The sequence below is a fragment of the Planococcus sp. VCh962 genome (genome assembly GCF_057748275.1).
Genome location: NZ_JBYLHS010000001.1, coordinates 230517 through 255889, shown reverse-complemented (window position 1 = coordinate 255889; position 25373 = coordinate 230517). Strand labels below are relative to the sequence as shown.

Sequence of the window (25373 nt, the reverse complement as noted above, 5' to 3'; positions counted from 1 at the left end):
CCATACGCTTTAAGCCCACAGAACGCATAATAAATAAGCCTGTTTTAAGACTGTTGCTCAAAGTCTGCTAGTTAACCGATAGCTCGGAGATGATGGATCTCCCACCTTTCACGCATTTGACTTAATGAAACGCACGACCATCACCCCCTTCCAATTAAGTTGCATGCCTGTCTTTCCACTCATTGTAAGAAACATAAGGAATCACCCGGCTCGGTGGCTGAATCTCCTTTTGGGCCTTCTTCACAGCCTGCTTATACGTCAATCCTTCATCTGCCATATATTTATCAATGCGATTGGCCAGCTTCTGCTGATAACCAGCGTCCATGTAATCACGCTCACGGCGATATTCCGGCAGTTTGCCACCAACCTTAAGGATGGTGACACATCGGCATTGAATGGATAGCACAGCTGCATCAGGACCGACCCACAATCTCGGTGCTGTTGTGAAATTGGCACCGTATTTGAAGACGCCATTCTTATCGGCTTCTTGGCCATCTAAGTTCTGGTGCGCCTTCCGTACCCGATTATCAAGCATGGACGCCCAAACCTTAGTGGTTTTAACGTACTGAGAAGCCACTTCGTTGACTTGTTCAGCCGCAAGGCTTCTAGCCCTTCCAGCTTCTGTCCGAGCTACTAAGCGCGCTTTATTTGAGGCGAAGCCAAGTTGTCGTTCCAATCGTTTAGCGATTTGCGAATAGCTTTCACCTGCAATTAATCCCTGTGCAATTTCAATGTTAATCCGGCGAACAATATCGTTTCTGTGCTGCTCAAAGATTTTTGGTAAGGTCAATTCAGCAATCGGATTCAGCAATATCGTCTGGATCAGTTCGGTTGTTGGAATATCAAAGCCCATCTCAGTAGCATTCGTGACGCTCATTTCGATCAAGTAAGCTGTCAGGAGATACTTAGCTACATAGTGAGTTTCCACTTGTTCTTGGATGGTTGTTATGACTTCTCGATAGTGTTCGGACGTTAAATCGGTAATGAGCTTCATTTCTTTCTGGAACCGATTGTATCTATTCAATTCGGTGAAGGAGAGCTCACCATTCTTTTCATATTTCCGGTACATTTCCGAAATCTGAAATAGGATGGCCTTTAACCGTTTGGCAAAGACCTTTTCCAGATCGGTTTCTGCTTTGACCAGCAGCTTGTCGAGATCATCTTCGATTTCAAATTGGTTCATTTGCTCTCACCCTCAATCCTTCTTGTCGATTAACGGCTCCAACTTCTCACCAAACCTCAAAGCTTCCTCTTCCATCTTCTTCATCTCGTACAGCACATCATCCACGAATGAAAGTAGGGAAAGACGAGTCTCCTCGCTCACGTTCCCTTTCAATGCAGCTGAAGTTAATGCTTCATCCAAGACATTCGCTGGCAAGTTACGCTTAAAGGCAAAATAAACTTTCAGATAATCTTCTTTGGCGAATCCTTTTCGCTTGTACCAGGCGCTGAATAACACCTTGAACTGGTAGCGTAGAGAAGAAACAAATTTGCGTTCCATCGTTATGCACTTATTTTCTAAAGCCGTCAGCTTCAAGCGCATCGCAATGCCAGTGATATTTCCTCCGAATGCTTCATCCGAAAAGTTCACCGACTTCGCAAACTTTAAGATGTTCTGTTCTAGGCGATCCAGATGGTTCTCAATCATTTGGTCATTGATGTCTTTGGTCAGATACTTCACGTCATCATTCTCACCAAACAGCTCAAATACTCCCGATTTCTTTAAATCGTCCAGCGTATCGGCATCGGCGCCCATTCCTTTTAGAATCAGGTAGGCCAATCGGTATTGCTCAATCTCATTGGAAGCATCAGACAATGTGCGGTCGTAAGCATCAATGAGAGCCAATACCTTCTCGGCATCGGCTTTCAGTTCTTTGTTATTGGCTACGCCAAATAGTGGATTGAATTCGAACATATGTGGCTGGATGTCCTGTAAATCAAATTGGCCGCCGTTCTTCCGAGTGAAGAAGTAAATGTTCGTTTCATCATAAAACTCAGCATGCAGCTCATTGCCAATCATGAAATAGCGCAAGGAGTAGTCCGGCTCATGAATCTCTTCTCCAATAAAAACAGCTTCCCACGGATCCAGATTCTTGATTCGTTCCTTCCCTTCTCGGTCGATGTACGCAAGTCTTGCTGATAGGCCACAAATAGCAGCCATCTTTCCGTGCTCGGCATCAATATCTTCTGCATTGTTCCGCAACAGGAACTCCTCAATCTCTTTTTTAATCGCCTGGTTGTCTTTATCCACACCGTAGCTAATGGGATGACCAAACATATAGCCGACCTTCGTGTCGACGATATCGGCATCATAGGCGTTGTTTAACCGGTTGTTGACTTTATCATCCAGCCGCTTAACGGAATTACTTTTACCGAAACCATCATAGGCTGCAGCTGCACGCTTGAAGATGGTCGGGCCCTCTTCATCCGCTTTATAACGCTCGTACAGCTTTTTCATGCGTTTGTGATCCTTGTTATGTGCCTGAATGATCTCCTGGATTAACTCTTCCGTTATTCCGTATTCATCAATCTTGTTTTTGAAGTGCAGCATTGGTTTCACCTACCCTGTTTTTCGTCTTTGTGGTTTTGTATGCGTATAGATGGCGTACCGTATCGCATCCAGCACATCGTCATGCTCTTTCTTTGGTTCTCCGGACTTCTTATCCCAGATGTATTTATATATTTCTTCTCTGAATCGATCCGCATTGTCATAAACGACAAAAAAGCGCTGCTTCTTAATCAAGCGCGCAATCTCTTCGATGCCAGACAAGATTTTCTTATCTGCATTTATGGCCCGGAACCCTTCTCTTCTAAACCGGACAACATGTTCTGGCCGTGCCGTATCACAATAGAAGTTGATGTTGCCGTATTTCGCTTTGACTTCTTTCGCAATATCAACCCAGCCATCAATTTCCTTATGCTGATGCGCATACTCTTCGACCATATAATAATTCTGTTGTCCATCGGTGCCGATCACCACGATAGAGCCATAGTGTTCGTAACCCCAGTCAACGCCAGCAAAGTATGAAGTAAGATTTAAAGACTCTGCTTGCTCTTGCGTAATGAAGTGAATGTCCTTATTGAAGTCGCTGTAAACGACACCGTCACCACTTACCCAAAGCCCTTTAATGTTGCGGTCATAAAACATGCCAGAAGGAGTTGATTCGATGATGTTCTTTCGGTACCGTTCGGATAAAAAAGTATTGTCTTCTAACTGGAATGAATAGTTGATGATGCTGCCGGAAGTATTCTCGATGTAATCTTTCAAGAGCCAATGCTCCGGATTGTCCGGGTTGGTATCAACGACAATTCGAGCACCTTCACCAGAGCAACGGGACTTGATTTCATCAAAGACCTGTTCGTTTGCCAGTGATCCTTCGTTGATGTATGCACCAAAGGCTGTCATCCCTCGTATCTTATCCAGATGCGAAATGGTGGAATGTCCTGCCTGAACCACGTAAACACCGAATAACGTGAAGTTGTTGTGCTTATCAAAGTTGAAGGTGATTCCGTATTTATTCGTCAGCTCGGTCAGAATGTTGTTTTGAATCGTTCCAAGCGTGGCGCCAGATAGAATGTACATCGGTTTATCGATTTTAAATTCATCAGCTATTTTCCGGACTCTGATTAGCTCCTGAAGAAACAAATCATTATCCAGCACCGTTTTACCGGATCGTTTGGCTCCGTGGTTGATCAGCATGAACCAATCATCATTGACGCAGCGGCTATAGATTTCCTGTTGCTTCTTTGTGTAAATGGCATCTAAGTTAGTTGTCACGGAACGCACCACCTAAAGCCGTGAAGTAATCTTTCAGCTTGTCTTCCGTGCTGGTATCCGGTGAACCTTCACGATGCAGCTTATCGATTTCAGCCTGTAGCTTCTGGACTTTCAATTCATCCAGTGACAGCAAACGCTTATCGAGTTCCTGCATTGCTTTCTGTTTGTCATGCAGTTTTATGGATATACCATCTTTACCCTGCTTTACTTCGCTAATGAGTGAACCATCAACTTCAGTAAAATCATTGAGATAGATAAAGTTTTCTTTGAACTTTACGAGTTCCCCATTTTCATCCTTCAATTCTTGACCATACTTATCTCTTACGACAACTTCCTTTGTTCCGAATTCCAGATAGTCTGTAATATCAGCAAAAGCCATTTTTAAATACTCTCTACCGATATCTGTAGCATCTACAAACAGCTCATTTTGCATTTCTGCTTTAAGCCTGCGGATTTCACCTCTGATGTCAACCTTTGTCAACAATCGATTGCCTAGTGTCTTTGCTGTTTTATAATCGCAATCATATACTTCTCGATAAGCCTTCGTAGCATTAAAATGCTTAATATAATGCAGACAAAACTGCTGTTGCTTGTCGCTAAGTTCCTCAGATAGAATGACAGGTTTCTTATTTGGAGTACTCCGTATTTTTGATTGGAGTACTCCGTTCGATTCTCCGTTCCATTTGTCCTTGGATTTCCATCCGCCAACTGTCTTTTCAGGAACACCTAATTCTTCTGCAATGGCCCGATTCGTGATGTTGCCATTATGCTTCTTCCAGATCTGGAATGCTTCATCTCTACGCGGATCTCGCTGTCTTGCCATCTACATCACCGCCGCCTCCTAACTCTATTCTCAAAATATATCTCCCTCTTTCACGCTATTCGCTTTTTTAGACATAATAAAAAACACCCCGAAGGATGTTTTAAGGAAATCATATGGCGCCAAGTCCGACTAAGATAAAGAAAATCAAACTTACCGGCAAAACAAGCATAGCTAAAGCAGCCACGAATTGTTTAAGTGGCCCTTTCTTTAATGCTGCAATTAATACTGCAACTACAACAGCAAAAACAAACCATATTAGGACAGGTGTAGCAAGTGGCTTTATAGCTTCCCACATGTCCGGATAATCGAACAATTGTACTTCTGGCATCTCTTTTCACTCCCCCTATTTTTTATCGGAAGGAGTATTCACTTTTTTAATAGCCAAAAATAAAAAGCACCTCCGAAGAGATGCTCAATGATTTAGAAACCTAGTTTCCTAGCTATATATTCATTTCCAGCTGTACTTAACATGTCTTCCCACGATGTAAAGTCACTGTTTTTCTGAATATAGGAGTCTAATTCTGCGGGTTCAATAGAATCGAAATCTTCTTCCGTTTCCGTATTAAAACCACTCTTTTCAAAGAAAACTTCAATGTTTTCTGAGTTAGTATGCTTTTGCATAAAACTATCAGTAAAAAGTTCTCCGAACGAAACATGGTCTTTCTTCGCCAACTCTTCGGCATCCTTCTCTAGTTTTTCAAGGCTCTTACTCACCTCATCAAAACCACTCATTTCAAATTTCATAATTTCACCCCCTCAGTATTTACTTTCTACAGAGAAGGAATAAAATCCTTTTTAGCCAATAAAAACCACTCGAAATAAGCGGGGCTGTAGGAGGGACTGTTCACACGAACGCATCCCCTCTTTTTTCTCCCCTTCATTTGTACTGACTTCGCATATCATTCGCATATCATGAAGCGTTTTTCTCGAATCGCTTCTTCACCTTCTGTTTCGCTCGTCTAATGGATTGCTGCACCATACTCTTGCTAATACCCAAGTCATGTGCAATCTTCGACCAGCTTAGTCCAGCGCCATAATGCAGCACATAACACTGCCGTTCTCTCAGCGAGAATGAAGCAAAGATATCAGCCAGAATAATTTTCTCTTCAGCTGTCATATATAATTGTTTCGGCCCCTCTTCAAGTTGCTCGGTAATATCCGGAATAATGTCCATCGAAGCAAATGAGTGCTTTTGATAGATCCCTTTAATGTCTGCACCTTTATACGTACCTGGCTGTCTTCCGGTCTCCATCCACTCCATCGAAAAAGCCATACTCTCAATCATGCTGTTGATCTGGGTGAGGTCTTGTTTGTCGTGAAAGTTCTCTCTGTCTAATCTGTCACGACGACGTTCCAAATCCTTTTTACCAATTCCGTATTCGTGCAGTAAATCATCAACCCATATCGTCATAAAATGACCCCCTCGTTCTTTTGGAAATAAAAAAAGAAGACACCAAAACAGCGTTATGCTGTAGTGATGTCCTCCAGTTGACTGGTGGGACTGTTTTCATTTAATGATTTTAATTATAAAAACTCTTAAATCTAAGTCTATTTTTGATACTTTTCCATTAATTTCCTTCAATCTTCGATAAACTTTTTGCTTATTTGTCATACTACGTGCATGAGCAGCACCATTCCGTAAATCTTTATATTCTTCTATTAAAATCTCAAATTCTGTTTTCGTATCATACAATAAGAAGGTTTCTTCTAAGCTTAAAGTTTCTTCTTCCAATAATTGTATATTTTCTTCAATACGATTTTTCTTATTCTCTATCCTTTGCATTAAATCAAATATATTTATTAAAAGTTCATTCTTAGCTGGAGAACTTCTTTCATCATTTTCTTCATTGGTATGGATAGTATAATTATTTTTAAAGACTCCGTAAGATGAATAATTACTATTTAAATCTGTATTTTTTGATTCTGAATGTAGTAATTTTTCCGACTTGATAACTTCTTTTTCGATTTTTTTGTAATTAATTTCTGAGGTTGTATGATATAAGAATGAACTACTAGTAAAAATCCGGAAATTTGCATTAGACACTCTCAGCATTTCTTCTATTAACTCTACACGGGCCCCTATTTTTTTCCCATAGGATTTATAGAACCAATCCTTTTTTACATCATTTGTAACAAATACAACCTCTTTAATTTCTTCGCTTTTTGCTTTTTCTAATATTTCTTTCCACATAAAGTAATCACCATAAGCTGCACACATTTTTTGACCTTTTATAAAATAAAATTCATTCTTTTTATCTGCGTAGTCTTCAAATCCAGGTGGTTGCTTATCATCATATCTTTTTTTTGCTTCTTCCGACCAAGCAATATAGTTATAGTCTTTATTATCAGCGACTCTTTGGCGGTAGATTTCTTCTATAAAATCAATATAGTCCTCTTTGTTTTTTGGTTTGATTTTCTCTTCAATTAATTTTAGGTTCGATTCAAGACTTTCTTTTAAGTTTTTTAGTGCATCTTGGTTTTCGTTTATTAATTCTTCGTATAACTTATATTTACTGCTAAATTCATGAGTAGCATCTTCAATTAATTTCTCAAGACCACTATATAAACTTGAAGTGAAATTCTTTCTTCCCTCTTCAATTTCATGAAGACGGTCTTTTCTGTTTTTATTAAATTCAAACCCAACTTGATACGGCATCCATAAGTTTTCTTTCACTAAATTTATAGATTTAGTTAGCTCACCTCGAAGACTAGAACTTGATCTATATAACTCTAATAAAACGTTGGTATCTATAACTATTAAAACTGATTCATCCAAATTATGAAAATCAATATTTTTCTTGTTGATGAAATATTCCTGGAAAACATCTTTCATAACTCTTCCTCCTAAGCAAAATTTGCACGCGTTACCTATCCATCATGCAGTTTATTAAAGCAATACAAGGAGGAAGTTTCACGTTATTTACATTATATTCTATTTGTCTTTATAAATCAGTAAAAAAAAGACACCAAAGCAGCTTGATACTGTAATGATGCCTTCCAGTTAGCTAATGGGACTAATTAATTTGATAAAGCTTCATAAAATTCTTTTTCTTTTTCTTCATCCACTAAAGTTAACAATATATTTCTGTGTTCAAATTTATCAGATACACGCTCTAATAATATCTCTCCTAATATCCTTAATCTTCTAAGTTTACTTGGAGTTCTAATATATCGTTTTATATCTCTATCAGTCTTTAGATATTCCACAAAAAACTCTGAAGCTGTATCATCGAATTTTTTAAACATATCTGGAATAATTAGTGCAGCTCCGTTGGCATAAAAATCTGTTCTAGCATGATACAATGAACTCCCTATAAATCCTATATAACTTCGAGTTATAACTCTCACATATCTTTCTAACATGTCTTGAGGTATATAGCTGGAATATGGAAGCAATTTTTCTGCACATTTATTCTCCGTTGAAAAGTCGCCAAAACTATCCTCATATTCTTCAATCGTTGGGTTAATTATATAATTCTTAGAAAACCTTGATAAATATTCATTTCCACTTACAATATCTAAAAAGTTAAAAGCCATAATAATTTTATTACGCTCTCCAGAGGTAATAATTCGATCTAAACTTCTACCTATTTGCAATTTTTCTTCTTTTGATAACACTTTCCATAACAACGGAGCACAAAATTCTATATTTGATTTTAATATGGTTGAAGCATTATCTAATAAATAAGATTTAAATAATCTATTCGATAACTCAACCTTATATCGCTTAGGAAGATCCCCTAAAGCATTCTCTATAGCAATTTTGTTTCTATCATAGGATTCGGTGTTCATTATTGCTAGATAATCATCTATATCTATTATTTGCATGGGGTATTCGTCATTAAGTACATATTTTATACAGTCTTCCATTACAGACAATACTTTTATCATTGAAGGTTCAGAGCTACCTGGGTGTCCACTGAAAAAATGCCGAGTTTCTTTAGCATGCTTTAAAATCTTACTGGCTTCATAACCGATAACTCCAATTTTATATGCACCCTCAATCAATTCATCGTCGTTTACAAAGTTCTGAAAGTCCTCGTAACTTTTTATTTCTCTTCTTAACTCCATCTCTTTATTAAACATTTCTAAACTTCTATACATAATTTTGTTTCTTAAATCATCGACGACTGCGTTCCAAAACGACCCAATAGAGCTTCTATATCCTTGAACAGCTAAAACTCTTATAGCTTCTGTTATATATGGATTATCTCTCATATCACTTCTTACGTTCTCAATTGCTCTAGTGAATAATAAATCAATCTCATTTTTCTGTATCGTTACTGGAACCGGATTATCAACTTTTGATAATTCATTCAAAACTCTTCCCCCTCATCAAAATTCACACGCTTCACTTTCCCATCATGAGTCTTGATCCGCGTTTCAGCATGTGGAGGAAGCTTCCCGATCTTTACCTTCCCTTCAGAAATAATCAGAAGGCAACTCTTGGGCAACTTCATTATATCCAACTTTAGCTCCCCTGTCTCGGAAATCTTTACCTGTTCCATCCTCATAAATGCCCCTCCTTAAAGTCCAAATAGCCCTCGTTGTCGTTTCTTGATTAATCCCCGTTCAGCGTGATCAAACACCAGGAGCGCAATCTCTGACGGCTTTCTGCGCATCTTGACTGCTATGTTTGCTACACTGATGCCCGCTTTCCATAATTCCTGAAAGTCCCTCAACTCTTCATCGGAAAACAGCAGGTTCAGTTTGATGTCGTCGCTTTCGAAAACGTGATATTTCATTGGCGCTCCTCCTTCGCCTTTCAGTACGTAATATTCACTTCAACCCTCGGCGTCATGCTATAAAACTTCCGGACGTTCATACTGACCACTTGGCTGTCGTCCTGCCAGATGATTTTGCTCAGTCCATCCTTCACGCCTTTCACGTAATTGTCGACATCGGGTTTCGTTGTCGGCAGCAACAAGCCCTTCTCAATAAGCTCCAGTTTCGGCTTCGTCTGGTACTTCTTCGGTATCGGTCGGTAGAAGTCCACGCTCAGCTGTATCGGCCCTGTAATGAGCTTCTGCGGCTTATGCTGGGATGCCACAAGCTTCACGTATTGCTTAAACTCTCTGGACTTCGCTGGATCGTAGAGAACCGTCTTGCCAGAATAACTCTTCCCGGCTCTCGGCCTTCCTTGAGCAACTGGATCCCCCATGATTTCAAAACTGATTGTCTCCAATGGCTCACCCCTTAAATTATTTTCATCATTCGGTCGTAGGCTTCGCAAAGCGCACGATCATCCATCTTTTCGAAATACTTTTTATCCTTAAAGAGAAAGACCGAGAGCGTCTCGATCATTCCTTCGCGTTCGTCCTTACTCATTTCATTCGCTCCTCTAATACCTGTTCAGCAATTGCAGAAGCGACTGCAGCTACATGAATCAATTCCTCATAAAGATTGTCGGCGTCCGTATCCTTGCCCCATCCTTTTGATTTCTGCATTGCTTCAGCTACTTCTCCAACTTCTTCCGTGAGAATCATGAGCCAGTCGCCAAGTGAATGACGTTGATGACCCCACTTGCTGTTTTGGCGGTACCGTTCTTCAATAACGTCCACATTTACTTTGGCAATTAAATCTTTCTCTGTTTTTGTACTCATGCCCGCTGATCCTCCAATTCGTAAAACTTTTTCCGCGTCATCCTCGCCGGAATATTCGCTGCTTCCCATTCGCTCCACTTGTAATGTGTGATGCGGCTCCAGAAGGTCTTACGGTTGATTCCATTCCGTTTAGCTTCGTCAAGCTTCTCTTTGCTGTAATGCATATAACTTCGAACACCCGGCTTGCGCCCGACTTCATCGGCGTCTCCTAGCTTTTTTCCGCATTTTAGGAGATCCGCAGCAACGTCTTCTCCAGCTTCTTCACGCTTCAGCAGCTTGTCGATGGTGTCGAGTACTTCCAGCCTTTCTTCTAACGATAGTTTGGCCATCTTCTTTCACCTTCCGTTTCAACTGAGCTTTTGCCGATCGATAAGCTTCCTCGTAATAATTGGCTCGTGTTCGCCATTTTGTTTCTGATGCTTTTATTTCCTCGCGGTCCTGACAGCGTGCCAGTAGGATTTCCAATGTTGCTGTCGGTATGGCAATGGATAATGCTGTTGGATTCTCAGCAACCATTAATTCCACTTGATGAATACGTTCTTGAATTTTCATTTCACTCACCGACCTTTGTTGTAGCAGCGTATATCGCTGTGCTGCCGAATAAAAGTAGAGCATGAAATGTGATGACGAATAATGGATCCATGTGATTTCCTCCCTTTTCTTCTCAACCGATAGTCTTTCGTCTGGCGGTGTAGACTTACCGACACCACCAGTACCAGGCTTATCTTTTCTTACCGCACATAATGGGCGAACTGTTTAATATTCTGTAGAAGCAATTACGTGCGGATTATAATTTTCGTATTTTTTAATGACCCATGAGAATGGTTTTTTGACATAGTAGTCGCCATCCACTTCCTTCATCGTATGAGGTTGAGATTTTTCTTCATCCGAAAGTTCGTCAATGTCTAAAAACATTGTTTCATCAAGGCTCACTTCACCTTCAAAAGCTTCTTCAATGTCTTCCAAACTTTCGCCATAAGTTTCGTGATAATATTGTTTTGCTTCTTTTTCAGATTCAGCACAAACCCAATCAATCTCATTCATTTTAAAAACCTTCATCATTTTCCCTCCTTCTCTTTATCCATCAAAAGTGCGATACTACCATTTCGCTTTCGGCAAAGCGCCCTCATAATCGAGTCGCTCTCTGATGTTGACAGCTTCATTCAAATCACATTTTACGATTCGCTGGATGGCATCTACTCCGAATTTCGGAACCCAATAAGTCGGTTTCCAACTCGGAATCGCGGCAAGTACGATGTCGTAATTATTTTCCATGCCATTTCTCATTACTGAACAACCTCCATCTTCTCGACCAACTCTGCATTCAACTCTTCCTCCGAGAGCCAACGGAACTTCTTGTCTGGATACTCTTTATTCCAATATTCCTCCGTGAACTGTAAGCCGGTATAAACTTTCGTGCAGATCAAGCTGCCTGGCTGTTGCTGGCGTTCATCAAAGCCGAACCACATGGCCGGGTCTGCACCGCTGATAAAACCATTGAACACGCCTTTTTTCCATTCACCCTCATGAAATACGGAAATCCGTTCGCCTCTTACCAGTCCATTCATTTCTTTGTAATCCATTTGAACAACCCCCTCGAATTGTTGGTTCATCCTGCATTCATCCACTCAATCTCACGCCAACCATTCCGGCGCATCCACTTGACTCCAGAAGGACGGAAGCGACCAAACTGCCAAACCTTGTGGTCGCCTTCCATGCGATAAAACAGCACTTCCCTCGCTCTGCTCATCAGAACCACGCGCTCGCTTTCGGTTCTAAATCCCTTCTCAACTTCTGCTGCAGCAAGAATGCCCGGAGATCGTAATAATCCATACTGTCGAGCGCTTCCCCGTTCGGCCCCAACGTGACCCCATATCCGTTTAGTTCCTCAATCCAAAACATAATATGAATGTGTCTGCCAGCCATGTTCCATCCCCCTCAGAATTTAAATCGTAAAACATTTCTAACTACTCACTTTTGTCTTGCTTTGAAATTCCTTTCAGACCCTTATTTAAAGAAAATATTGGTAAATAGTTTCAAAAAAATAAAGCGAAGGGCAAATACTATAAAGATGATGGGTGGCTCTCTCTGCTTTATCCTTCCAGTAGCTCTAGATGCTCGTAGATATTGCCGATGACTTCAAAAGTTGTTACATCTTTAAAGTAGTCAGCCAGTCCATCCGATATTCCACTTTTTTTCGGATTTACAACTCGTTTTACAGATACAAAGGCTGCTATTTCTTCAGCGTATTTGACAACGCCATGGTAGTTGTAAACGCCATCGTCTTGGTATGGATATTCTTCTGAGGTTAAAATATCACCCTCATAAATCTCAACGCCGTTTTTATCCTTTAAGCCTGTGTATTGCATATAAATCAAGTGCTCCATTTCGCTCATAGTATCTCCTGCTGAAGTAATGCTACGAATATCAGTACACTCAATTCCTTCGCTACCAAGCTGGAAAATCAAATCGACATCTTCCCCTGCATAATGCATTTCATTCGCTACGTTATCCCACGCTCGAAACTTGATTTGTCTACTCACGCCGCCACCTCATATTCCAAATGCTGCATAACGATATCCAAAGCCGTTTTCCGTATTGGATGGATCTGTGTCAGCAAGTCGTCGCATTCCTTTTCCAGTGCTTCATCCTGGCATCCGCTTGCTTTCCAGCTGCCAGCCGTTGCGATGAATAATTTCAACAAGTATTCGCGTTGTTCAATTGGGGTCATCTTAGTTCCCTCCTAGGAATGCCTTCCGGCGATAATCGATACCGTTCATTTTGACAATCTCTACACCATCCATGATCCGGGAGAAATTTCGAGTGCCAACTTTACCTTCCAGCTCGCCAGGTAAAAGGTTTGACGTGTAGATGGTCGACTTCCCTGAGCGTCCGTCCACCACTTCAAAGAGCTTAGTCCAGACCCAGTTGTCGTCGCCTTGTTTTCTATTCGTATATTCAGCGCCAAGATCATCCAATATCAGCACATCAACAGTTGCTATATAATCCAACAAATCTGCTTCTGAAAACTTAGAACTGCCGCCGAATGTATCTTTGATTTTCGTAATCAATTTTGGAACCGATAGGAACAATGCTGAATGTCCGTTGACCAGTAATTCTTTCGCTGTTGCAAAGGATAAATGGCTTTTGCCGGTTCCATATGTGCCAAGCAGCAAGAAGCTTTGCGGATCCGCTGGGTCGAAGTTCTGAACAAAGAGCTGAAGCTGTCCTTTTGCAAATGCCAGTTCTTGCGATGGCGGCGTGTAATTGTCGAATGTCGCTTTTTTGAGCGACTCATTCACCAGTGAGTTTTGATCGAATAGGCTGCGGAAATGGTTCATTTTCGCTTTCTTTTCATTCTCCAAGACCCGCTGTGCCAGAATCCGGTCGCCGCACTTGCAGCCAAGGTAGAAGCGTTCAATCTTTCCTTTGTCCGGTCCTCCAGCAATGGGCATTTCCGTTACATTGACTTCATGGCCGCACCCTTCGCATTCGTAGGTATTCAATATGACTGGTGCCGGGAAGTCCTCAAGCATTTGTTTGTAGCTCATCGGCTCTCCTCCTAGACTCCGTAATTGTATGGATCGTCTGATTTTGGTTGTTCGGGCGTTCTGACAGGTGATTGGCTTTGATTCTGCTTGCTTCTTTCGAACGCTTTATCGTCAGCAAATACTGCAGCAAGAGTTTTCAATCGTTTATTTTGCCAAGCACGAAGAATGGCTTCAGCAAATTTAATTTTATTTCCAGCATTGGCAACAACGGCTCTCCTAAATGACTCATGAACCAACTCCTCAGATGATTCATCAATCATTTTTGAAATCACTTCCGCTACATGCGGTGTTAATGGATGAATATTGTCTTCATAGAATCGAAATGCCATTCCCGGAGAACCACCATCAACATACGGTGTTTCTTCTTGTTGTTCTTTATCATTCTCTTTATCATTCTCGTTATTGTTCTTGTTATCTTTACGGCTGAGTATCTCGGGACTATCCATAGCCCTTGTATACTGTATGGATACCTTATCGGTTTTTATTTTTTGAGCCATTTCCCAGTACTTTTGCGCAAACGGTTCGTATTTAACTTCATTCAACTCTGACTGGACTCTAGCCACTACTTTTGGACTGTTGTTCCAGTTATATTTCGCCCAGTTCTTAATGTAAATTTCCTTGGTCGGTTCGTGGTATTCGATTTTTCCGTAATCCACGAAGCGCTGCAGAAGCTTTTCAACTGTTTCTCGGTTATATCCTGTTTCTGTTTCGATGATTCGCTTTGGCAATTCATAAATACCAATCTGTGAAGATTTGCTATTCGTCATCAAGTAGATATAGAAATATTTTTCTTCTGGTGTCAGATCCAGAACGAATGCATCTTGCCAAAAACTGACTTGAACCTGTCTGTACTTGCTCATCCTATGTCACTCCTCATTCTCTCTGTAGAAAAGAAAGGGGATCCCTCAATCCCCTTTATCTAATCTAGTAGCATGCCCATTTCAATCGTGTTTGATAGCTTTTTCGTGCTTCTACAGTAATCGCAACGGTCGCATCTGCTTGGAGGCGTTTCACCATTCTTGATGCTGATTAGTCTTTCCATTACTGATTCCACGAAGTCGATTTCAAACTGGAATCGGTCGGCATCAAAATGGATCACGGCTTTATCAGGCGGATCTTCTTTCGTTACGGCCACAATGTACGGGTTATACGCAAAGCCGGTATTCAACTCGATCACTTTGCGATAAATTGCCATCTGCAAGACGTAATCCCATGCTTCAACGAAGGAAACATACATCTCATACTTCGTGCTCCAAGTGCGCTTAGAAAGGCTCTGAGTTGTCTTTAAATCTGTGAAGGTCTTTCGTGCGTGATTGATGGAATCCACTTTGATTTTCCAAGGGACCCCGAACAATTCAGCGGTGAAGATTTGTTCTTTCTCTCCGTCCATGGCAAACATAGCGAATGGATCGTCTTTGATGGTCTGAATCATGTCATCCGCCATGGCAAAGGCAGAATACTTATCACCTTTTCGATTGAAAATCACGCCATGATTCTCTTCAATGAGCTTTGAAAACTCTTCTTCACTGTCGAATGCAGCATGAGTGTAAGAGCCGACCAGCAAGGCGCTGGAGTCCTTTTCGGCATACTCGCCGTTTAGGACCGCCATTGCTTTGTCTGAACAGGAATTAAGCTGCTTGAACTGGGAAACCGAGAAATACTGCCGATTGGCATCAGCCGAGTGGTAATTCTGGCTGGTCAGGTGAAACGTCTGCTGGGTTACCATCTGGCTTCACCTCAGCTTTCGATGGATCCAAGTCCTTGATGCTTGGCTTCTTCGGTTTTTCATCCTTCTTTTCGAAAGACTGAGCAAGGTCGCTTTTCTTGTCTTTGCCAGCACTCTTATCGAACCAGTCTTCCGGTTTACTCAAACCGTCTTTAATGGAATTGAAGATGTTAATCAGTTCGACAAAGTCATGTTCAGTAAAAGAATCTGCGTTATAACCGAATTTGTCCTCAATCATTTCCTGCGTGACCCGATACTGTTCTTTGAAAGCGTTCAGTGCTTTTGCTATGCGGTCTTTTAACGGTCCCTTATTATTTCCGCGCAATGTTTTTTCGCACTCTTCCAAGGCCTTGTCTACTATGTCTCCTGGGATGATTCCAAGGATACAAGCTCGCACTCGACGAGAACCGTTATTTGCTACTAATTCGTAAATGTCACGCGGATCGTCAAGAATTTGCATACCAGTCTTTGTTTTCCGAGAATGTTTAACCGTGAATACTTTTTCTTGCCGTGTGTTTGTTTCCAAGTCCCAGGCATAAGCCATAGCAATCGATTCGCCATTCTTTTGCTCCAGTTCTTTAACGCCGAATGAAAGATTCCCCCAGTTTTGAGCCAAGACTTCCGCAAGTCGAATGGATGGACCGGTTACTTTCGTTCCACCACGCGGATATTGATACGCAGCTACAGCTGCTAAAGCTGGACGTTTGCAGTTATCTAAGATGCGTTGCTCAGCTTGGTAAACGTTCCGTGGAAATTGCTTGGCCAAGAAGATGGCGCCCTTCACTTCTTCCATTTCACGAGAAGCTGATGCCTGGGCTAAAACGCCGCCCTGTTGTTGGTTCTGAAATTGCATTGATAGTTCGCTCATTGAAATTCCTCCATTTTCTGTGCTAAACTAGCACTATAAGTTTTTATTTTCATTCCTCTACCACAGTGGAAGAGAAACCGGTCAGCTAGTCGCATAGCTGGCTTTTTTCATGCCCGGATTTCTGGCTCCGAATACTTCCGTCTAATATCCTGCCAGTCGTTAAAGGTGACGCCATCCGGCCATACATTTTCTTCTACTGCCCGGATCAACTCTTCTTCATGGCAGTCGTCACATTGCCCGGAGAAGCCCAGCAGTTCATTCTGGATGAAGATGCCGCAGTCGTGGCAGTAGGTGGCTTGGTTGTTCATGGTTATCACTCCTTTTGGGCGAACAGACCGATTTAAATTACATCAAAAATATTCATCTGTTTATGACTCTCCATAATCTGAGGATTAAGCCATAGCACTTCCTCTTTTGATGTAGCTGCTTCAGTTGTGCTCGTTTTCGTTACCTTAGACCAATCTTTTAATATGTCGTTATAAAGATCGCTTTCATATCCACTCAACATGACAAAGCCTTTATGCTTCACCAATCCATTCAGTAAGGTTTCATGCTGCGAATTCTTCATTTCATAGGCGTAATGTCTTTTAGTTCGAGTTTCCAAAACATATGGCGGATCTGCGTATATCAAGCAATCTTCCCGGTTATACCGTTCAATCAAAGTAACAGCATCTTGATTTTCAATCTGGACTTGCTTCAATCTGCCAGTCGCTTCTAATATGGTTGCCGGAAGACCGTTCCAGTCCGGTATTGCATTGATGGTTACAGTGTCTATGTTGTGGCGCCATCCGGTTCTATCAGAGGTCTTCCCACCCCGAGCCATCCAACATCTAATCAAAAACACTCTCGCTCTTTCTAATTCCGTCAATTCGGTTTTCAATGCATCGAACGTCTGTAAATATTCTTCTCGTGAGTAAGGGGTGAACTGAATTGCTTTGGCCAGTTCTTCGGGAGATTCACGAATTACTTTAAATAGATTTACAATATTGCCATCTAAGTCATTTACTGTTTCTATCCGGGCAGCTGTTTTATTAAACAGCACTGCACCACTACCGAAAAACGGTTCTAGGTATATTTCATGTTCAGGCATTTGACTTACTATCCAGCTGGCCATATTCCACTTAGAACCAACGTAATTCAAAATCCGCTTCATATTCTCACCTGCTTTCTATTTCCGCTAAACCATCAACTACGATTTAGCCGACCGATAACAAGGAACCTTGGCCACTTCCTGCAAATACTCAGCCACATTCTCGTTCAAAACGATTCGACCCGCAGGATCCTCAAACCATTTATCTCCGGTCTGAATTTCCGAACCGAACATGTCCTCGATGGGATGGTCATCTGCTGCGTAAATGTTCCGGCCTTCCAGTTGCTCCTGGTCATCGAATTCCTTCTCCAGCCATTCCGCTGTAACGGGTCCGTGCCAGTAAACTTGGTTGATGACGTTGCTGACGATACGAGCTGCTGCATGATGAGAAAGATTGTTCAAGCGCTGCTCCATCGCTTTGGTGTCTTGGTATTCCGGCATCGCTTCAATTTCGCGCATTTTATGACTCCTCCCATTTCACTCTCTTTTTTAACTCCAGATAATAAACGCCGTGTTCTTGATAGCCCTCTTTCTCCCAACTGCTTGGGTTGAATGCTGTTTCAAGTTGGATGCCTTTGCGAAAGGCCACAGAGTGCAAACTGCCATCCTCATTCCAACTGGCCGAGCTGACTGGATATTCAATACCGTCTACTTCGATTGTTGCTTTTTTCATGTGTTCACTTCCTTTCGTTTCAGCCCTTCCGGATGATTCCAGATGCTGTTGCTAACGTTGCGTGTAATGTTTGTTGAGTGAGTTTCTGGAGCTTGTGAAAAGCTCTTTGTTTACGTTTTGACACATACACCACTCCTTTCCGATGGATTGAATCCCATCAATAAGCCCAGGAGGAGGAATTACACGCGGCTTACCAGACCGACTTCCCTGGACTTATTGACGAGAGCCAAGGCTCTCGATATACTTGAGTTAACATACTTAATTGTTTGGCAGCTGATCTGGACCATCAGTTGCTTTTTTTATGTTCATTTTTAGAACTACCGACTTGCGTACCGACCAAGAACATAATGAATGCGAACATTCCTGCTGCAACCCAACTGTGTAGAAATTCTCCGACTTCAATCACTGCAACCATCCTTTCGCTCTCAACTGGGTGTAATGCTTCTCCCAAGTTTCCAAGTAACCGATATCTGCTTCCTCGCAAACGACTGCCACCAGATGTTCAATCGCTGTGATGGCTTCTACAGCTTCTTCCAACAGGTTTTCGAGCTGTGGCTTCTCCCAACTTGATAAACTCTTCAACGGCTTTGCAAAACTGAATTCCTTCAGTGCTATCATCATTTCTTCAATTTCTTCGATTGTTTTTTCTTTCACACTCGATCTGTGCAAATCCACGTCTGGACCGTTCAGCCAGACTGGGCCGGTTTTCGTGTATTCGTTTCGTATGGCGATTGCGAAGCGAGGGTTTTCCCTGCGCTTCATCATGCTGAGTGCCACATCTGGCGGAATTTCTCTCTGGCCGTTTTCGTATTTCGAGACCGATTCCCGAGCAACGTGGTGTTCCATAGCAAATTGCAGTTGCGTTTGATTGCCCCTCATTTCCCTGGCTGCTTGTAGCAAGTTTGTCTTTTTCACATTTCCTCTCCCTTTCTCCCGAGCCGTTCACATTTGGCTGTAAAATCGGCGTTGTGTGTACCAAAAACAGTGGTCGTATGTTTTATACTTAACTTACAGAGCGAAAGTAATTGGATTTCTTCTCTAGCCAAGTAGCGTTGGCACGGATCCAGTTAAATAATTCATCTGTATAGATTTTGACTCCGAACTCCCGGCATACTGGAAAGTCTGGACGTCCAATTAACTGACACATCTTCGACTCACTGATTCTCAGCAGCTCTTTCGTTTCTTCCCTTGTCAGAAAGTGCGGCAAATCCCTCTTCGGTTCCGTTTGTGCAACAGCCTTCGTAATCTCCTCTTTAACAATGTTCCGTAAATCCTCAACGGACATTGTAATTAGAATGTTTTGTTCCATCTTCATCACTCCTCCTGGGCGTCCCTCGCGCCCTCTTCTTTTTGGTCGAACAGTTATCAGACTAAATCCCACGATTCGACGTCTTTCATTGTTTTAACCGAAACTTTCACATCAATTTTTTCGTATCCATATTCCTGAACTGCCTTCATAGCTTCCGCGACTTGTTCAGCAGCTTCTTTCGGATTTCGATTGGTAATACTAAATTTAAAAACTTCCATCTTTTTTTGTTTAGCCACTACTATTCCTCCTTTTCCATCCACTGTTCAGATTGCTTGTTGACCAGACAAAAGTTTGTTGATGAAGTACACCTGGCCCTTACCAGTAACTTTCGTTGTTTTATTAACGGTGATCACGCCGCTGTTATGGTTGATTGGCGTCTCCTTAATTTCGAACAGCCCCATATTCATACTTCTTTGAGTAGGTGTATTCCGGTCACTTCCAAAGCGCTTAACGAGATACCCGTTATCCCTTAACCATTCAAACAACCGTTTCTCGCCAGTATTGATGCCGTTCTGTTTCAAGATCACTGCAAGCTCACGGATCAGAATAGAAGATTCACTCGCTTCCACTGATTCTGCGAAAAGAACTTTCGGCCGCTGATGCTCCAATTTAGTTTCGGCTACCTTGCGTTTTTCCTGTTCTTCTTTTAGATTGGTTAGTAAGCCAATGGTGAAGTCAGGGTTTGCGATTGCTTGTTGTAATGTGTCAGGTGACATGTATGCGCCGTGCTTGCGAATGGAAGGAATGACTTCACTAGTAATCCACTTTCTAAATTTCTTGGCTTCAGGTTTACGACTGTCCAAAATGACATCGTAAAGACCGTCCTCACTTACTAAAGAAGCTGTTTGCATTCTTCCTAATGAGTCAGGGATGGTATCCATGGTAACGACCCCATCTTCTAACCTGGCTCGTACGTTGGCTACATTATTGATTTCAAGTATTTTGCAAACGTCCGTCAATGCGAACCACGGTTCATCATTCTTTTCTACAATCCGCAATTTGCTGCCATCAAAAATTTTTGTGATTTGATTCAAGGCTTTTCCTCCTTAAAAAAATTATTTTCAATAATTTACAGCTATAAAATTCTATAGAGATAATTTTTTAGATTATATTTACAGTAGATTTGAAAGGGGTGCCGCTTTGGATTGAGCACCGCTTGGTTGCTTAATCCTCCCCTTCCTTAGACCGCGACTCGCTTTTGCAACTTATCGTTGCCTTTCACTTCAAAAAAAATCGTCCACTCTATTTCTAAGAGTTTCCCAATCTTCATTGCAACTTCTGGTGACGGTCTTCTTTCACCATTTTCTATCATTCCGTAAAATTGTCGTGAAATATTAGCTCCTGATAGATCTGCTACATCCTGATGAGAAAATCCTAATTCATTTCTTCGTTGTACTAGAAGTTTTTTTAAATCCTTTACTTCCAATCTTTTCACCTCCAAACGCAACCTATAGTTGCTTATAAAGTAATGTTAACAGCAACAATTGGTTGCGTCAATAACTTTATTTAATTTCTTTTTCGCAACTTTTAATTGCATATTGTAATTTGTTTATTATGCAACAAATTGTTGCTGTATAATAAAAGTATTCTTTATGAATCGGGTGATAACAATGTTTTCAACAAACCTTAAACGCTTAAGAAAAAATAAAAGGCTATCCCAAGAAGATATGGCCAAATATTTAGGTATAACCAGGCAGGGCTATTCGAAATATGAAAATGACAATAGCGAGCCTTCATTTGAAATGCTTATTAAAATAGCCGATTATTTTGATGTCTCTACGGACTATTTACTAGGTAGAATAAATAATATTAATGAAATAGAATCTGTGAGCGAAGATAAGAATGGTAGTCGCAAAGGTATTGAGCTAGCTGGAGAATATATCCGAAGATATGAAAATCAAAGCAGCGAAATATATATGACAGATATGGACGCTAAGGACAGTGATCCAACTGAGTACCTTGAGACGTTCCGTTCAAAAGGCGTAGATATTACTGCGGAAGAGCTTGAAATTTTATCGTCATATCAAAAAGAAGTATTAGAATGGGCCATTAATGAAAATGCCCTCTTCTTTAAGAACAAAAGCAATAATGTCCTGGATATGATGGAACGTTTGGAAATTGCTTACGAGGTCGATAAAGTCATGAAACAGAGAGAGAAAAAGAAAAAAGACAAATAATTATTTAAAATTTCTCGAAAAAGGTATTTTTTTGTGTATTATTTGTTATTATTTACTAGAAAGACATTATTAAGTATGGGGGTCAATTTACATGAAGAAGTTATTTAAATTTGGTTGTCTTGGGATTATTGGACTAATTGTCTTGGTAATCGTAGCTGCCGTCGCTTTTAGCGGTACGGATTCGACAACTGAAACCACAGAGAAAGCGCCTACAGATTCAGCTCCTGCCGAAACTACACCAGCTGCAGAGGAGCCGGCAAAAGAACCGGCAAAAGAAGGCGTATTAACATCAGAGAAATTTGATCAGATTAAAAGTGGCATGACATACGAGGAAGTTGTGGCAATCATCGGTTCAGAAGGTCAAGTGATGTCTGAGTCTGGCGACAAAGGAACCGAGTTCCATACAGCGATGTATGAATGGGAAACAGACGGCTTCATGTCTTCTGCTAACATCATGTTCCAAAACAATAAAATGATGAGCAAATCACAAATGGGTGTATCGGATACTGAAAGCCCTGAAGTAAGTTTGGAGCAATTTAACCAACTTTCAACTGGCATGACGCTTGAAGAAGTGGAAGCGATTGTCGGAGGTAAAGGAGAAATCCTTTCCGAAACGGGTGATCCAGGAACTGAGTTCTACACAGTGATGTATTCTTATCCTGGCACGGGTCTTGGTTCTAGTGTTACATTGATGTTCCAAGGTGATAAATTAGATACCAAATCTCAATTTGGATTAGAATAAAGAACATGCCCTTAATTGGGCTTTTCTTTTAAACTAAAAAGAACATACGTTCCATAAAGGAGTGCTCTCATGGCTTATACATTCACCACGACCGAAGATTACGTAGATAACATGTACCGAGCTATCGGCATCTACCACCCACATCAACTCAATCTCGAGGAAATCGCTGCCCGAAATGGCATCGGCGTCTTCTACAGCCCTGCCGAATCCATGAATGTCCGAAATGCCATCGTTCTGGACAGTCGGATATCCGAACAAGCACAATGGCAGGATTTCGGCCATGAATTGTGCCATGCGCTTTGGCATTGTGGAAATCAAATCACCATGCCGATGCCTTATCAGGTGTATCAGGAGAACACATCAAATAATTTTGCACAATATGCCTGCATCCCCTCTTTTATGCTTCACCGCCTCGAATTGCCGTTCCATGAACGGGATGCCATCCTGCTGATCCAAGAGACGTTCAATGTGGAATGGGAGTTTGCGGAAAAGCGATTGCATCGTTACCTGAAGTATTTATTCTATGGATGAAAGCGAGGAAGGAAAATGAAAAACCAACAATACATACCGATCAGCGAATTGGCCAATCAGCAAAAAGAACAGCCCGGCGTGTATCCGGTCTTCGGGAAGATCCGGCGGATAAAAGGAGAACTGGTCGGCGAAGTCAAAGAATATAGCGACGCATTCGGGAACCGATTGGATTCCGCAAGCGTCACACCGAAGATGTACCACTGAGCCGCCTGTACAATGAAAAAACGACCAGTTGCTGCCACGGCTACATCAAACTGTACCAGCAGGCATCCATTGCCGAGGTATGGTGAACCGGAGGAGGAAATGTCATGAAATGCAGGAAGTTGCCCAGCGGGGTCTGGGAGTGTTATCAAGAGGGGCCGAGGGATCCCCTCACCAATGAACGGAACCCCGTTCGAAGACAATCGAAGAAAAAGACCGTTGCCCAGCGGAAAGTGACCGAAGCCATTGAAGCGCTAAGCAGCGGCATCGACAGCAAGACAGCGAACCACATCACGTTCCATGAAGTCGCACAAGAATGGATGGAGGCCTATAAGCTGACCGGCGTGAAGAACAATACGCTCGTGAGCCGGGCGTCTTCCCTTAACCTTTTAAACGGCTACATTGGCCATTTGGCCATCGGCCGCATCACGCACCAGGCCATCCAGGATGTGTTGACCGACCTTTTTCGAAAAAAGAAATCGAAATCCACCATGGCCCATGCCAAAGTGACGGCGCATTTCGTCTTCCAGCATGCCATAAAACTGAAACTGCGTTCGGATAATCCCGTCACCCATACGGTCATTCCTAAGAAACGGCAGACCGTCGAGGAAATCGAAAACGAAGAGTTGAACGAAAAGTTCTTTGAGAGCCATGAGCTCGAGCAGTTTCTGGCAGCGGCTGATCAACACGGCTTGCCACATGATCGGGAATGGTTTCTGCTCTTGGCGTTCACCGGCATGCGGGCGGGCGAGATGTGCGCCTTGAAATGGAGCGATATCGACTTCGAGGAAAAGAAGCTGCGCATTACCAAGACGATAGAAAGCATCAAGGGCTACAAATCCTATGAAGTGACGCCGCCGAAGACCACCGACTCCGTGCGGACCATCGACATTGACGACGACATTCTCACGATGCTCAAACAGGTCAAACGCAAACAGGCCGAACACCGGCTGAAGTACCAGCTAGGTGCCGGGAATTATCACGACCAGAACTTTGTCTTCACGCGCCCGGAGGACGGCTACCCTTATGCGCCACCATTTATTTACCGGCGTTCCCTGCGCCTCTGCAAGCTGGCAGGACTCGACAAAATCGAAGGGCCGCACATTTTACGCCACACCCACGTCACGATGCTGACGGAGGCCGGTGTGGAGCTGCACGTCATCATGGAACGGGTCGGCCATGTCAACGCGCAGACCACCCGAAACATTTACACCCACATTTCCAACCGGAAGAAAAAAGAGGCGGCGGAATTGCTCAGCCATCAGTACGGGAAGATCTTCCGGGCCTATTCCGGCATGTGATGTGCGAATTATGTGCGAGTGGACGGTTTTTGCGCAAATAAAAAAACCCGAAACGTTGATGTACCAACGTTTCGAGCCTATTTTATCGATTAATGTGTTTTACACTGATCGTACAAGCCTTTTTCTCTGATTACTCGGATTAAAGTCTCACCGATAACTGAAGGTGTTTCTGCAACTTCGATTCCAGCAGCATTCATTGCTTTGATCTTATCTGCAGCCGTACCTTTACCACCAGAAATGATCGCACCGGCATGGCCCATACGTTTTCCTTCTGGAGCTGTTTGTCCTCCGATAAAGCCGACAACCGGTTTTGTCATGTTTTCCTGGATCCATTGAGCTGCTTCTTCTTCAGCAGTTCCTCCAATTTCACCGATCATGACAACCGCATATGTGTCTTCATCTTCGTTGAAAGCTTTTAGCACATCGATGAAGTTTGTTCCGTTAACCGGATCTCCACCGATACCAACTGCAGTTGACTGGCCAATGCCTTCTTCAGACAATTGGTGAGTCGCTTCATACGTCAAAGTACCAGAACGTGAAACTACGCCGACATGTCCTTTTTTATGGATATAGCCAGGCATGATGCCAATTTTACATTCGTCAGGTGTGATAACTCCTGGACAGTTTGGTCCGACCAGGCGAGTTTTCTTGCCTTCCATGTAGCGCTTCACTTTTACCATATCCAATACCGGAATATGTTCAGTGATGCAGATAGCCATATCAAGATCAGCATCGACCGCTTCAAGAATTGCATCTGCTGCGAAAGGAGCTGGTACATAAATTACCGATACGTTAGCTCCTGTAGCTTTCACAGCGTCTTCAACTGTATTGAATACAGGTACGCCTTCAACTTCAGTGCCGCCCTTGCCAGGAGTTACCCCAGCAACGATTTTAGTTCCGTATTCGAGCATTTGCTTTGTATGGAAAAGGGCAGTTGACCCTGTAATTCCTTGTACAAGCACTTTTGTGTCTTTGTTAATATATACACTCATTTTTGTCC

Annotated in this window: 41 protein-coding genes; 5 read left to right on the top strand and 36 right to left on the bottom strand. The window is 42.2% G+C overall.

Translation table 11 applies throughout. The features are described from left to right. Positions 1–154: 154 nt before the first annotated feature. The 35 genes from AC3AQ9_RS01325 to AC3AQ9_RS01155 all read right to left on the bottom strand — a co-directional run bounded on the left by AC3AQ9_RS01325 (position 155) and on the right by AC3AQ9_RS01155 (position 20856). On the bottom strand, positions 155–1183 hold the full coding sequence (locus AC3AQ9_RS01325) for a phage minor head protein (RefSeq protein WP_488305660.1): 1029 nt from the start codon (positions 1181–1183) through the stop codon (positions 155–157). 12 nt (positions 1184–1195) lie between these two features. Beyond that, positions 1196–2551, bottom strand: coding sequence for a phage portal protein (locus tag AC3AQ9_RS01320; protein WP_488305659.1), 1356 nt, complete (start codon positions 2549–2551; stop codon positions 1196–1198). Between the two features lie 9 nt (positions 2552–2560). After that, positions 2561–3778: a PBSX family phage terminase large subunit gene (locus tag AC3AQ9_RS01315; protein WP_488305658.1), complete on the bottom strand. Its 1218-nt coding sequence runs from the start codon at positions 3776–3778 to the stop codon at positions 2561–2563. After that, entirely contained in the window at positions 3768–4601 is an 834-nt protein-coding gene (locus AC3AQ9_RS01310) for a terminase small subunit (RefSeq protein WP_488305657.1), read from the bottom strand. Before AC3AQ9_RS01310 ends, AC3AQ9_RS01315 begins: the two co-directional genes overlap by 11 nt. Positions 4602–4710: 109 nt before the next feature. Further along, complete coding sequence (locus AC3AQ9_RS01305) at positions 4711–4929, bottom strand: hypothetical protein (protein WP_488305656.1); 219 nt, start codon at positions 4927–4929, stop codon at positions 4711–4713. A gap of 92 nt (positions 4930–5021) precedes the next feature. Beyond that, positions 5022–5345 (bottom strand): hypothetical protein, encoded by a 324-nt coding sequence (locus tag AC3AQ9_RS01300; protein WP_488305655.1) that lies wholly within the window; start codon positions 5343–5345, stop codon positions 5022–5024. Between the two features lie 166 nt (positions 5346–5511). Then, a complete protein-coding gene (locus AC3AQ9_RS01295; protein ID WP_488305654.1) occupies positions 5512–6012 on the bottom strand; it encodes a sigma-70 family RNA polymerase sigma factor in 501 nt (166 codons plus the stop codon). Positions 6013–6108: 96 nt separating this feature from the next. After that, complete coding sequence (locus AC3AQ9_RS01290; protein WP_488305653.1) at positions 6109–7434, bottom strand: PIN-like domain-containing protein; 1326 nt, start codon at positions 7432–7434, stop codon at positions 6109–6111. A 185-nt stretch (positions 7435–7619) separates the two neighbouring features. Further along, entirely contained in the window at positions 7620–8921 is a 1302-nt protein-coding gene (locus AC3AQ9_RS01285) for a hypothetical protein (RefSeq protein WP_488305652.1), read from the bottom strand. Beyond that, positions 8918–9115 (bottom strand): XtrA/YqaO family protein, encoded by a 198-nt coding sequence (locus AC3AQ9_RS01280; RefSeq protein ID WP_488305651.1) that lies wholly within the window; start codon positions 9113–9115, stop codon positions 8918–8920. Before AC3AQ9_RS01280 ends, AC3AQ9_RS01285 begins: the two co-directional genes overlap by 4 nt. A gap of 12 nt (positions 9116–9127) precedes the next feature. Continuing rightward, positions 9128–9346 carry a hypothetical protein gene (locus AC3AQ9_RS01275; protein ID WP_488305650.1) on the bottom strand — a complete coding sequence of 73 codons (219 nt, stop codon included), beginning with the start codon at positions 9344–9346 and terminating at the stop codon, positions 9128–9130. A 20-nt stretch (positions 9347–9366) separates the two neighbouring features. Beyond that, positions 9367–9786: a RusA family crossover junction endodeoxyribonuclease gene (locus tag AC3AQ9_RS01270; protein WP_488306797.1), complete on the bottom strand. Its 420-nt coding sequence runs from the start codon at positions 9784–9786 to the stop codon at positions 9367–9369. Between the two features lie 11 nt (positions 9787–9797). Then, a complete protein-coding gene (locus AC3AQ9_RS01265) occupies positions 9798–9929 on the bottom strand; it encodes a hypothetical protein (RefSeq protein WP_488305649.1) in 132 nt (43 codons plus the stop codon). After that, complete coding sequence (locus AC3AQ9_RS01260) at positions 9926–10204, bottom strand: MazG-like family protein (RefSeq protein ID WP_488305648.1); 279 nt, start codon at positions 10202–10204, stop codon at positions 9926–9928. Before AC3AQ9_RS01260 ends, AC3AQ9_RS01265 begins: the two co-directional genes overlap by 4 nt. Further along, positions 10201–10533 carry a hypothetical protein gene (locus AC3AQ9_RS01255; RefSeq protein ID WP_488305647.1) on the bottom strand — a complete coding sequence of 111 codons (333 nt, stop codon included), beginning with the start codon at positions 10531–10533 and terminating at the stop codon, positions 10201–10203. The genes AC3AQ9_RS01260 and AC3AQ9_RS01255 overlap by 4 nt, the downstream gene beginning before the upstream one ends. Beyond that, a complete protein-coding gene (locus AC3AQ9_RS01250) occupies positions 10466–10756 on the bottom strand; it encodes a hypothetical protein (protein ID WP_488305646.1) in 291 nt (96 codons plus the stop codon). Before AC3AQ9_RS01250 ends, AC3AQ9_RS01255 begins: the two co-directional genes overlap by 68 nt. 204 nt (positions 10757–10960) lie before the next feature. After that, complete coding sequence (locus AC3AQ9_RS01245) at positions 10961–11263, bottom strand: hypothetical protein (protein WP_488305645.1); 303 nt, start codon at positions 11261–11263, stop codon at positions 10961–10963. Between the two features lie 39 nt (positions 11264–11302). Continuing rightward, entirely contained in the window at positions 11303–11491 is a 189-nt protein-coding gene (locus AC3AQ9_RS01240) for a hypothetical protein (protein ID WP_488305644.1), read from the bottom strand. After that, positions 11491–11787 (bottom strand): hypothetical protein, encoded by a 297-nt coding sequence (locus tag AC3AQ9_RS01235; protein ID WP_488305643.1) that lies wholly within the window; start codon positions 11785–11787, stop codon positions 11491–11493. Before AC3AQ9_RS01235 ends, AC3AQ9_RS01240 begins: the two co-directional genes overlap by 1 nt. 166 nt (positions 11788–11953) lie before the next feature. Further along, positions 11954–12130 carry a hypothetical protein gene (locus AC3AQ9_RS01230; RefSeq protein ID WP_488305642.1) on the bottom strand — a complete coding sequence of 59 codons (177 nt, stop codon included), beginning with the start codon at positions 12128–12130 and terminating at the stop codon, positions 11954–11956. 167 nt (positions 12131–12297) lie between these two features. Continuing rightward, the gene (locus AC3AQ9_RS01225) at positions 12298–12747 is read right to left on the bottom strand and encodes a YopX family phage-derived protein (protein ID WP_488305641.1); all 450 of its coding nucleotides are present in this window, start codon (positions 12745–12747) and stop codon (positions 12298–12300) included. Beyond that, positions 12744–12935, bottom strand: coding sequence for a hypothetical protein (locus AC3AQ9_RS01220; protein ID WP_488305640.1), 192 nt, complete (start codon positions 12933–12935; stop codon positions 12744–12746). The genes AC3AQ9_RS01225 and AC3AQ9_RS01220 overlap by 4 nt, the downstream gene beginning before the upstream one ends. A gap of 1 nt (position 12936) precedes the next feature. Next, on the bottom strand, positions 12937–13755 hold the full coding sequence (locus tag AC3AQ9_RS01215; RefSeq protein ID WP_488305639.1) for an ATP-binding protein: 819 nt from the start codon (positions 13753–13755) through the stop codon (positions 12937–12939). A gap of 11 nt (positions 13756–13766) precedes the next feature. After that, entirely contained in the window at positions 13767–14615 is an 849-nt protein-coding gene (locus AC3AQ9_RS01210; protein ID WP_488305638.1) for a DnaD domain-containing protein, read from the bottom strand. A 59-nt stretch (positions 14616–14674) separates the two neighbouring features. Further along, positions 14675–15481, bottom strand: a complete 807-nt coding sequence (locus tag AC3AQ9_RS01205; RefSeq protein WP_488305637.1) for a PD-(D/E)XK nuclease-like domain-containing protein — start codon at positions 15479–15481, stop codon at positions 14675–14677. Then, entirely contained in the window at positions 15429–16349 is a 921-nt protein-coding gene (locus AC3AQ9_RS01200) for a hypothetical protein (RefSeq protein ID WP_488305636.1), read from the bottom strand. The genes AC3AQ9_RS01205 and AC3AQ9_RS01200 overlap by 53 nt, the downstream gene beginning before the upstream one ends. Before the next feature lie 107 nt (positions 16350–16456). Next, positions 16457–16657, bottom strand: coding sequence for a hypothetical protein (locus AC3AQ9_RS01195; protein WP_488305635.1), 201 nt, complete (start codon positions 16655–16657; stop codon positions 16457–16459). Between the two features lie 32 nt (positions 16658–16689). After that, the gene (locus AC3AQ9_RS01190; RefSeq protein WP_488305634.1) at positions 16690–17502 is read right to left on the bottom strand and encodes a DNA adenine methylase; all 813 of its coding nucleotides are present in this window, start codon (positions 17500–17502) and stop codon (positions 16690–16692) included. A 36-nt stretch (positions 17503–17538) separates the two neighbouring features. Further along, the gene (locus AC3AQ9_RS01185) at positions 17539–17898 is read right to left on the bottom strand and encodes a YqaI family protein (RefSeq protein WP_488305633.1); all 360 of its coding nucleotides are present in this window, start codon (positions 17896–17898) and stop codon (positions 17539–17541) included. A gap of 1 nt (position 17899) precedes the next feature. Next, the gene (locus AC3AQ9_RS01180) at positions 17900–18112 is read right to left on the bottom strand and encodes a hypothetical protein (protein ID WP_488305632.1); all 213 of its coding nucleotides are present in this window, start codon (positions 18110–18112) and stop codon (positions 17900–17902) included. Between the two features lie 402 nt (positions 18113–18514). After that, complete coding sequence (locus tag AC3AQ9_RS01175; RefSeq protein ID WP_488305631.1) at positions 18515–19027, bottom strand: helix-turn-helix domain-containing protein; 513 nt, start codon at positions 19025–19027, stop codon at positions 18515–18517. 88 nt (positions 19028–19115) lie between these two features. Continuing rightward, complete coding sequence (locus tag AC3AQ9_RS01170; protein WP_488305630.1) at positions 19116–19421, bottom strand: DNA-binding protein; 306 nt, start codon at positions 19419–19421, stop codon at positions 19116–19118. Positions 19422–19477: 56 nt separating this feature from the next. Continuing rightward, positions 19478–19657, bottom strand: a complete 180-nt coding sequence (locus tag AC3AQ9_RS01165) for a hypothetical protein (protein WP_488305629.1) — start codon at positions 19655–19657, stop codon at positions 19478–19480. A 27-nt stretch (positions 19658–19684) separates the two neighbouring features. Further along, positions 19685–20455: a phage antirepressor gene (locus AC3AQ9_RS01160; RefSeq protein ID WP_488305628.1), complete on the bottom strand. Its 771-nt coding sequence runs from the start codon at positions 20453–20455 to the stop codon at positions 19685–19687. A 146-nt stretch (positions 20456–20601) separates the two neighbouring features. Continuing rightward, positions 20602–20856, bottom strand: a complete 255-nt coding sequence (locus AC3AQ9_RS01155; protein ID WP_488305627.1) for a helix-turn-helix transcriptional regulator — start codon at positions 20854–20856, stop codon at positions 20602–20604. 175 nt (positions 20857–21031) lie between these two features. Here AC3AQ9_RS01155 and AC3AQ9_RS01150 point away from each other — a divergent pair, with 175 nt between their 5' ends. The 5 genes from AC3AQ9_RS01150 to AC3AQ9_RS01130 all read left to right on the top strand — a co-directional run bounded on the left by AC3AQ9_RS01150 (position 21032) and on the right by AC3AQ9_RS01130 (position 24373). Further along, positions 21032–21598 carry a helix-turn-helix domain-containing protein gene (locus AC3AQ9_RS01150; RefSeq protein WP_488305626.1) on the top strand — a complete coding sequence of 189 codons (567 nt, stop codon included), beginning with the start codon at positions 21032–21034 and terminating at the stop codon, positions 21596–21598. A gap of 91 nt (positions 21599–21689) precedes the next feature. Then, positions 21690–22340, top strand: a complete 651-nt coding sequence (locus AC3AQ9_RS01145; RefSeq protein ID WP_488305625.1) for a DUF3862 domain-containing protein — start codon at positions 21690–21692, stop codon at positions 22338–22340. 69 nt (positions 22341–22409) lie between these two features. Further along, on the top strand, positions 22410–22871 hold the full coding sequence (locus tag AC3AQ9_RS01140; RefSeq protein WP_488305624.1) for an ImmA/IrrE family metallo-endopeptidase: 462 nt from the start codon (positions 22410–22412) through the stop codon (positions 22869–22871). Positions 22872–22886: 15 nt separating this feature from the next. Then, entirely contained in the window at positions 22887–23075 is a 189-nt protein-coding gene (locus AC3AQ9_RS01135) for a hypothetical protein (RefSeq protein ID WP_488305623.1), read from the top strand. Positions 23076–23179: 104 nt separating this feature from the next. Beyond that, on the top strand, positions 23180–24373 hold the full coding sequence (locus tag AC3AQ9_RS01130) for a tyrosine-type recombinase/integrase (protein WP_488305622.1): 1194 nt from the start codon (positions 23180–23182) through the stop codon (positions 24371–24373). Positions 24374–24462: 89 nt separating this feature from the next. Here AC3AQ9_RS01130 and sucD read toward each other — a convergent pair whose 3' ends face one another. Beyond that, complete coding sequence (sucD, locus tag AC3AQ9_RS01125; RefSeq protein ID WP_488305621.1) at positions 24463–25365, bottom strand: succinate--CoA ligase subunit alpha; 903 nt, start codon at positions 25363–25365, stop codon at positions 24463–24465. Positions 25366–25373: the final 8 nt, after the last annotated feature.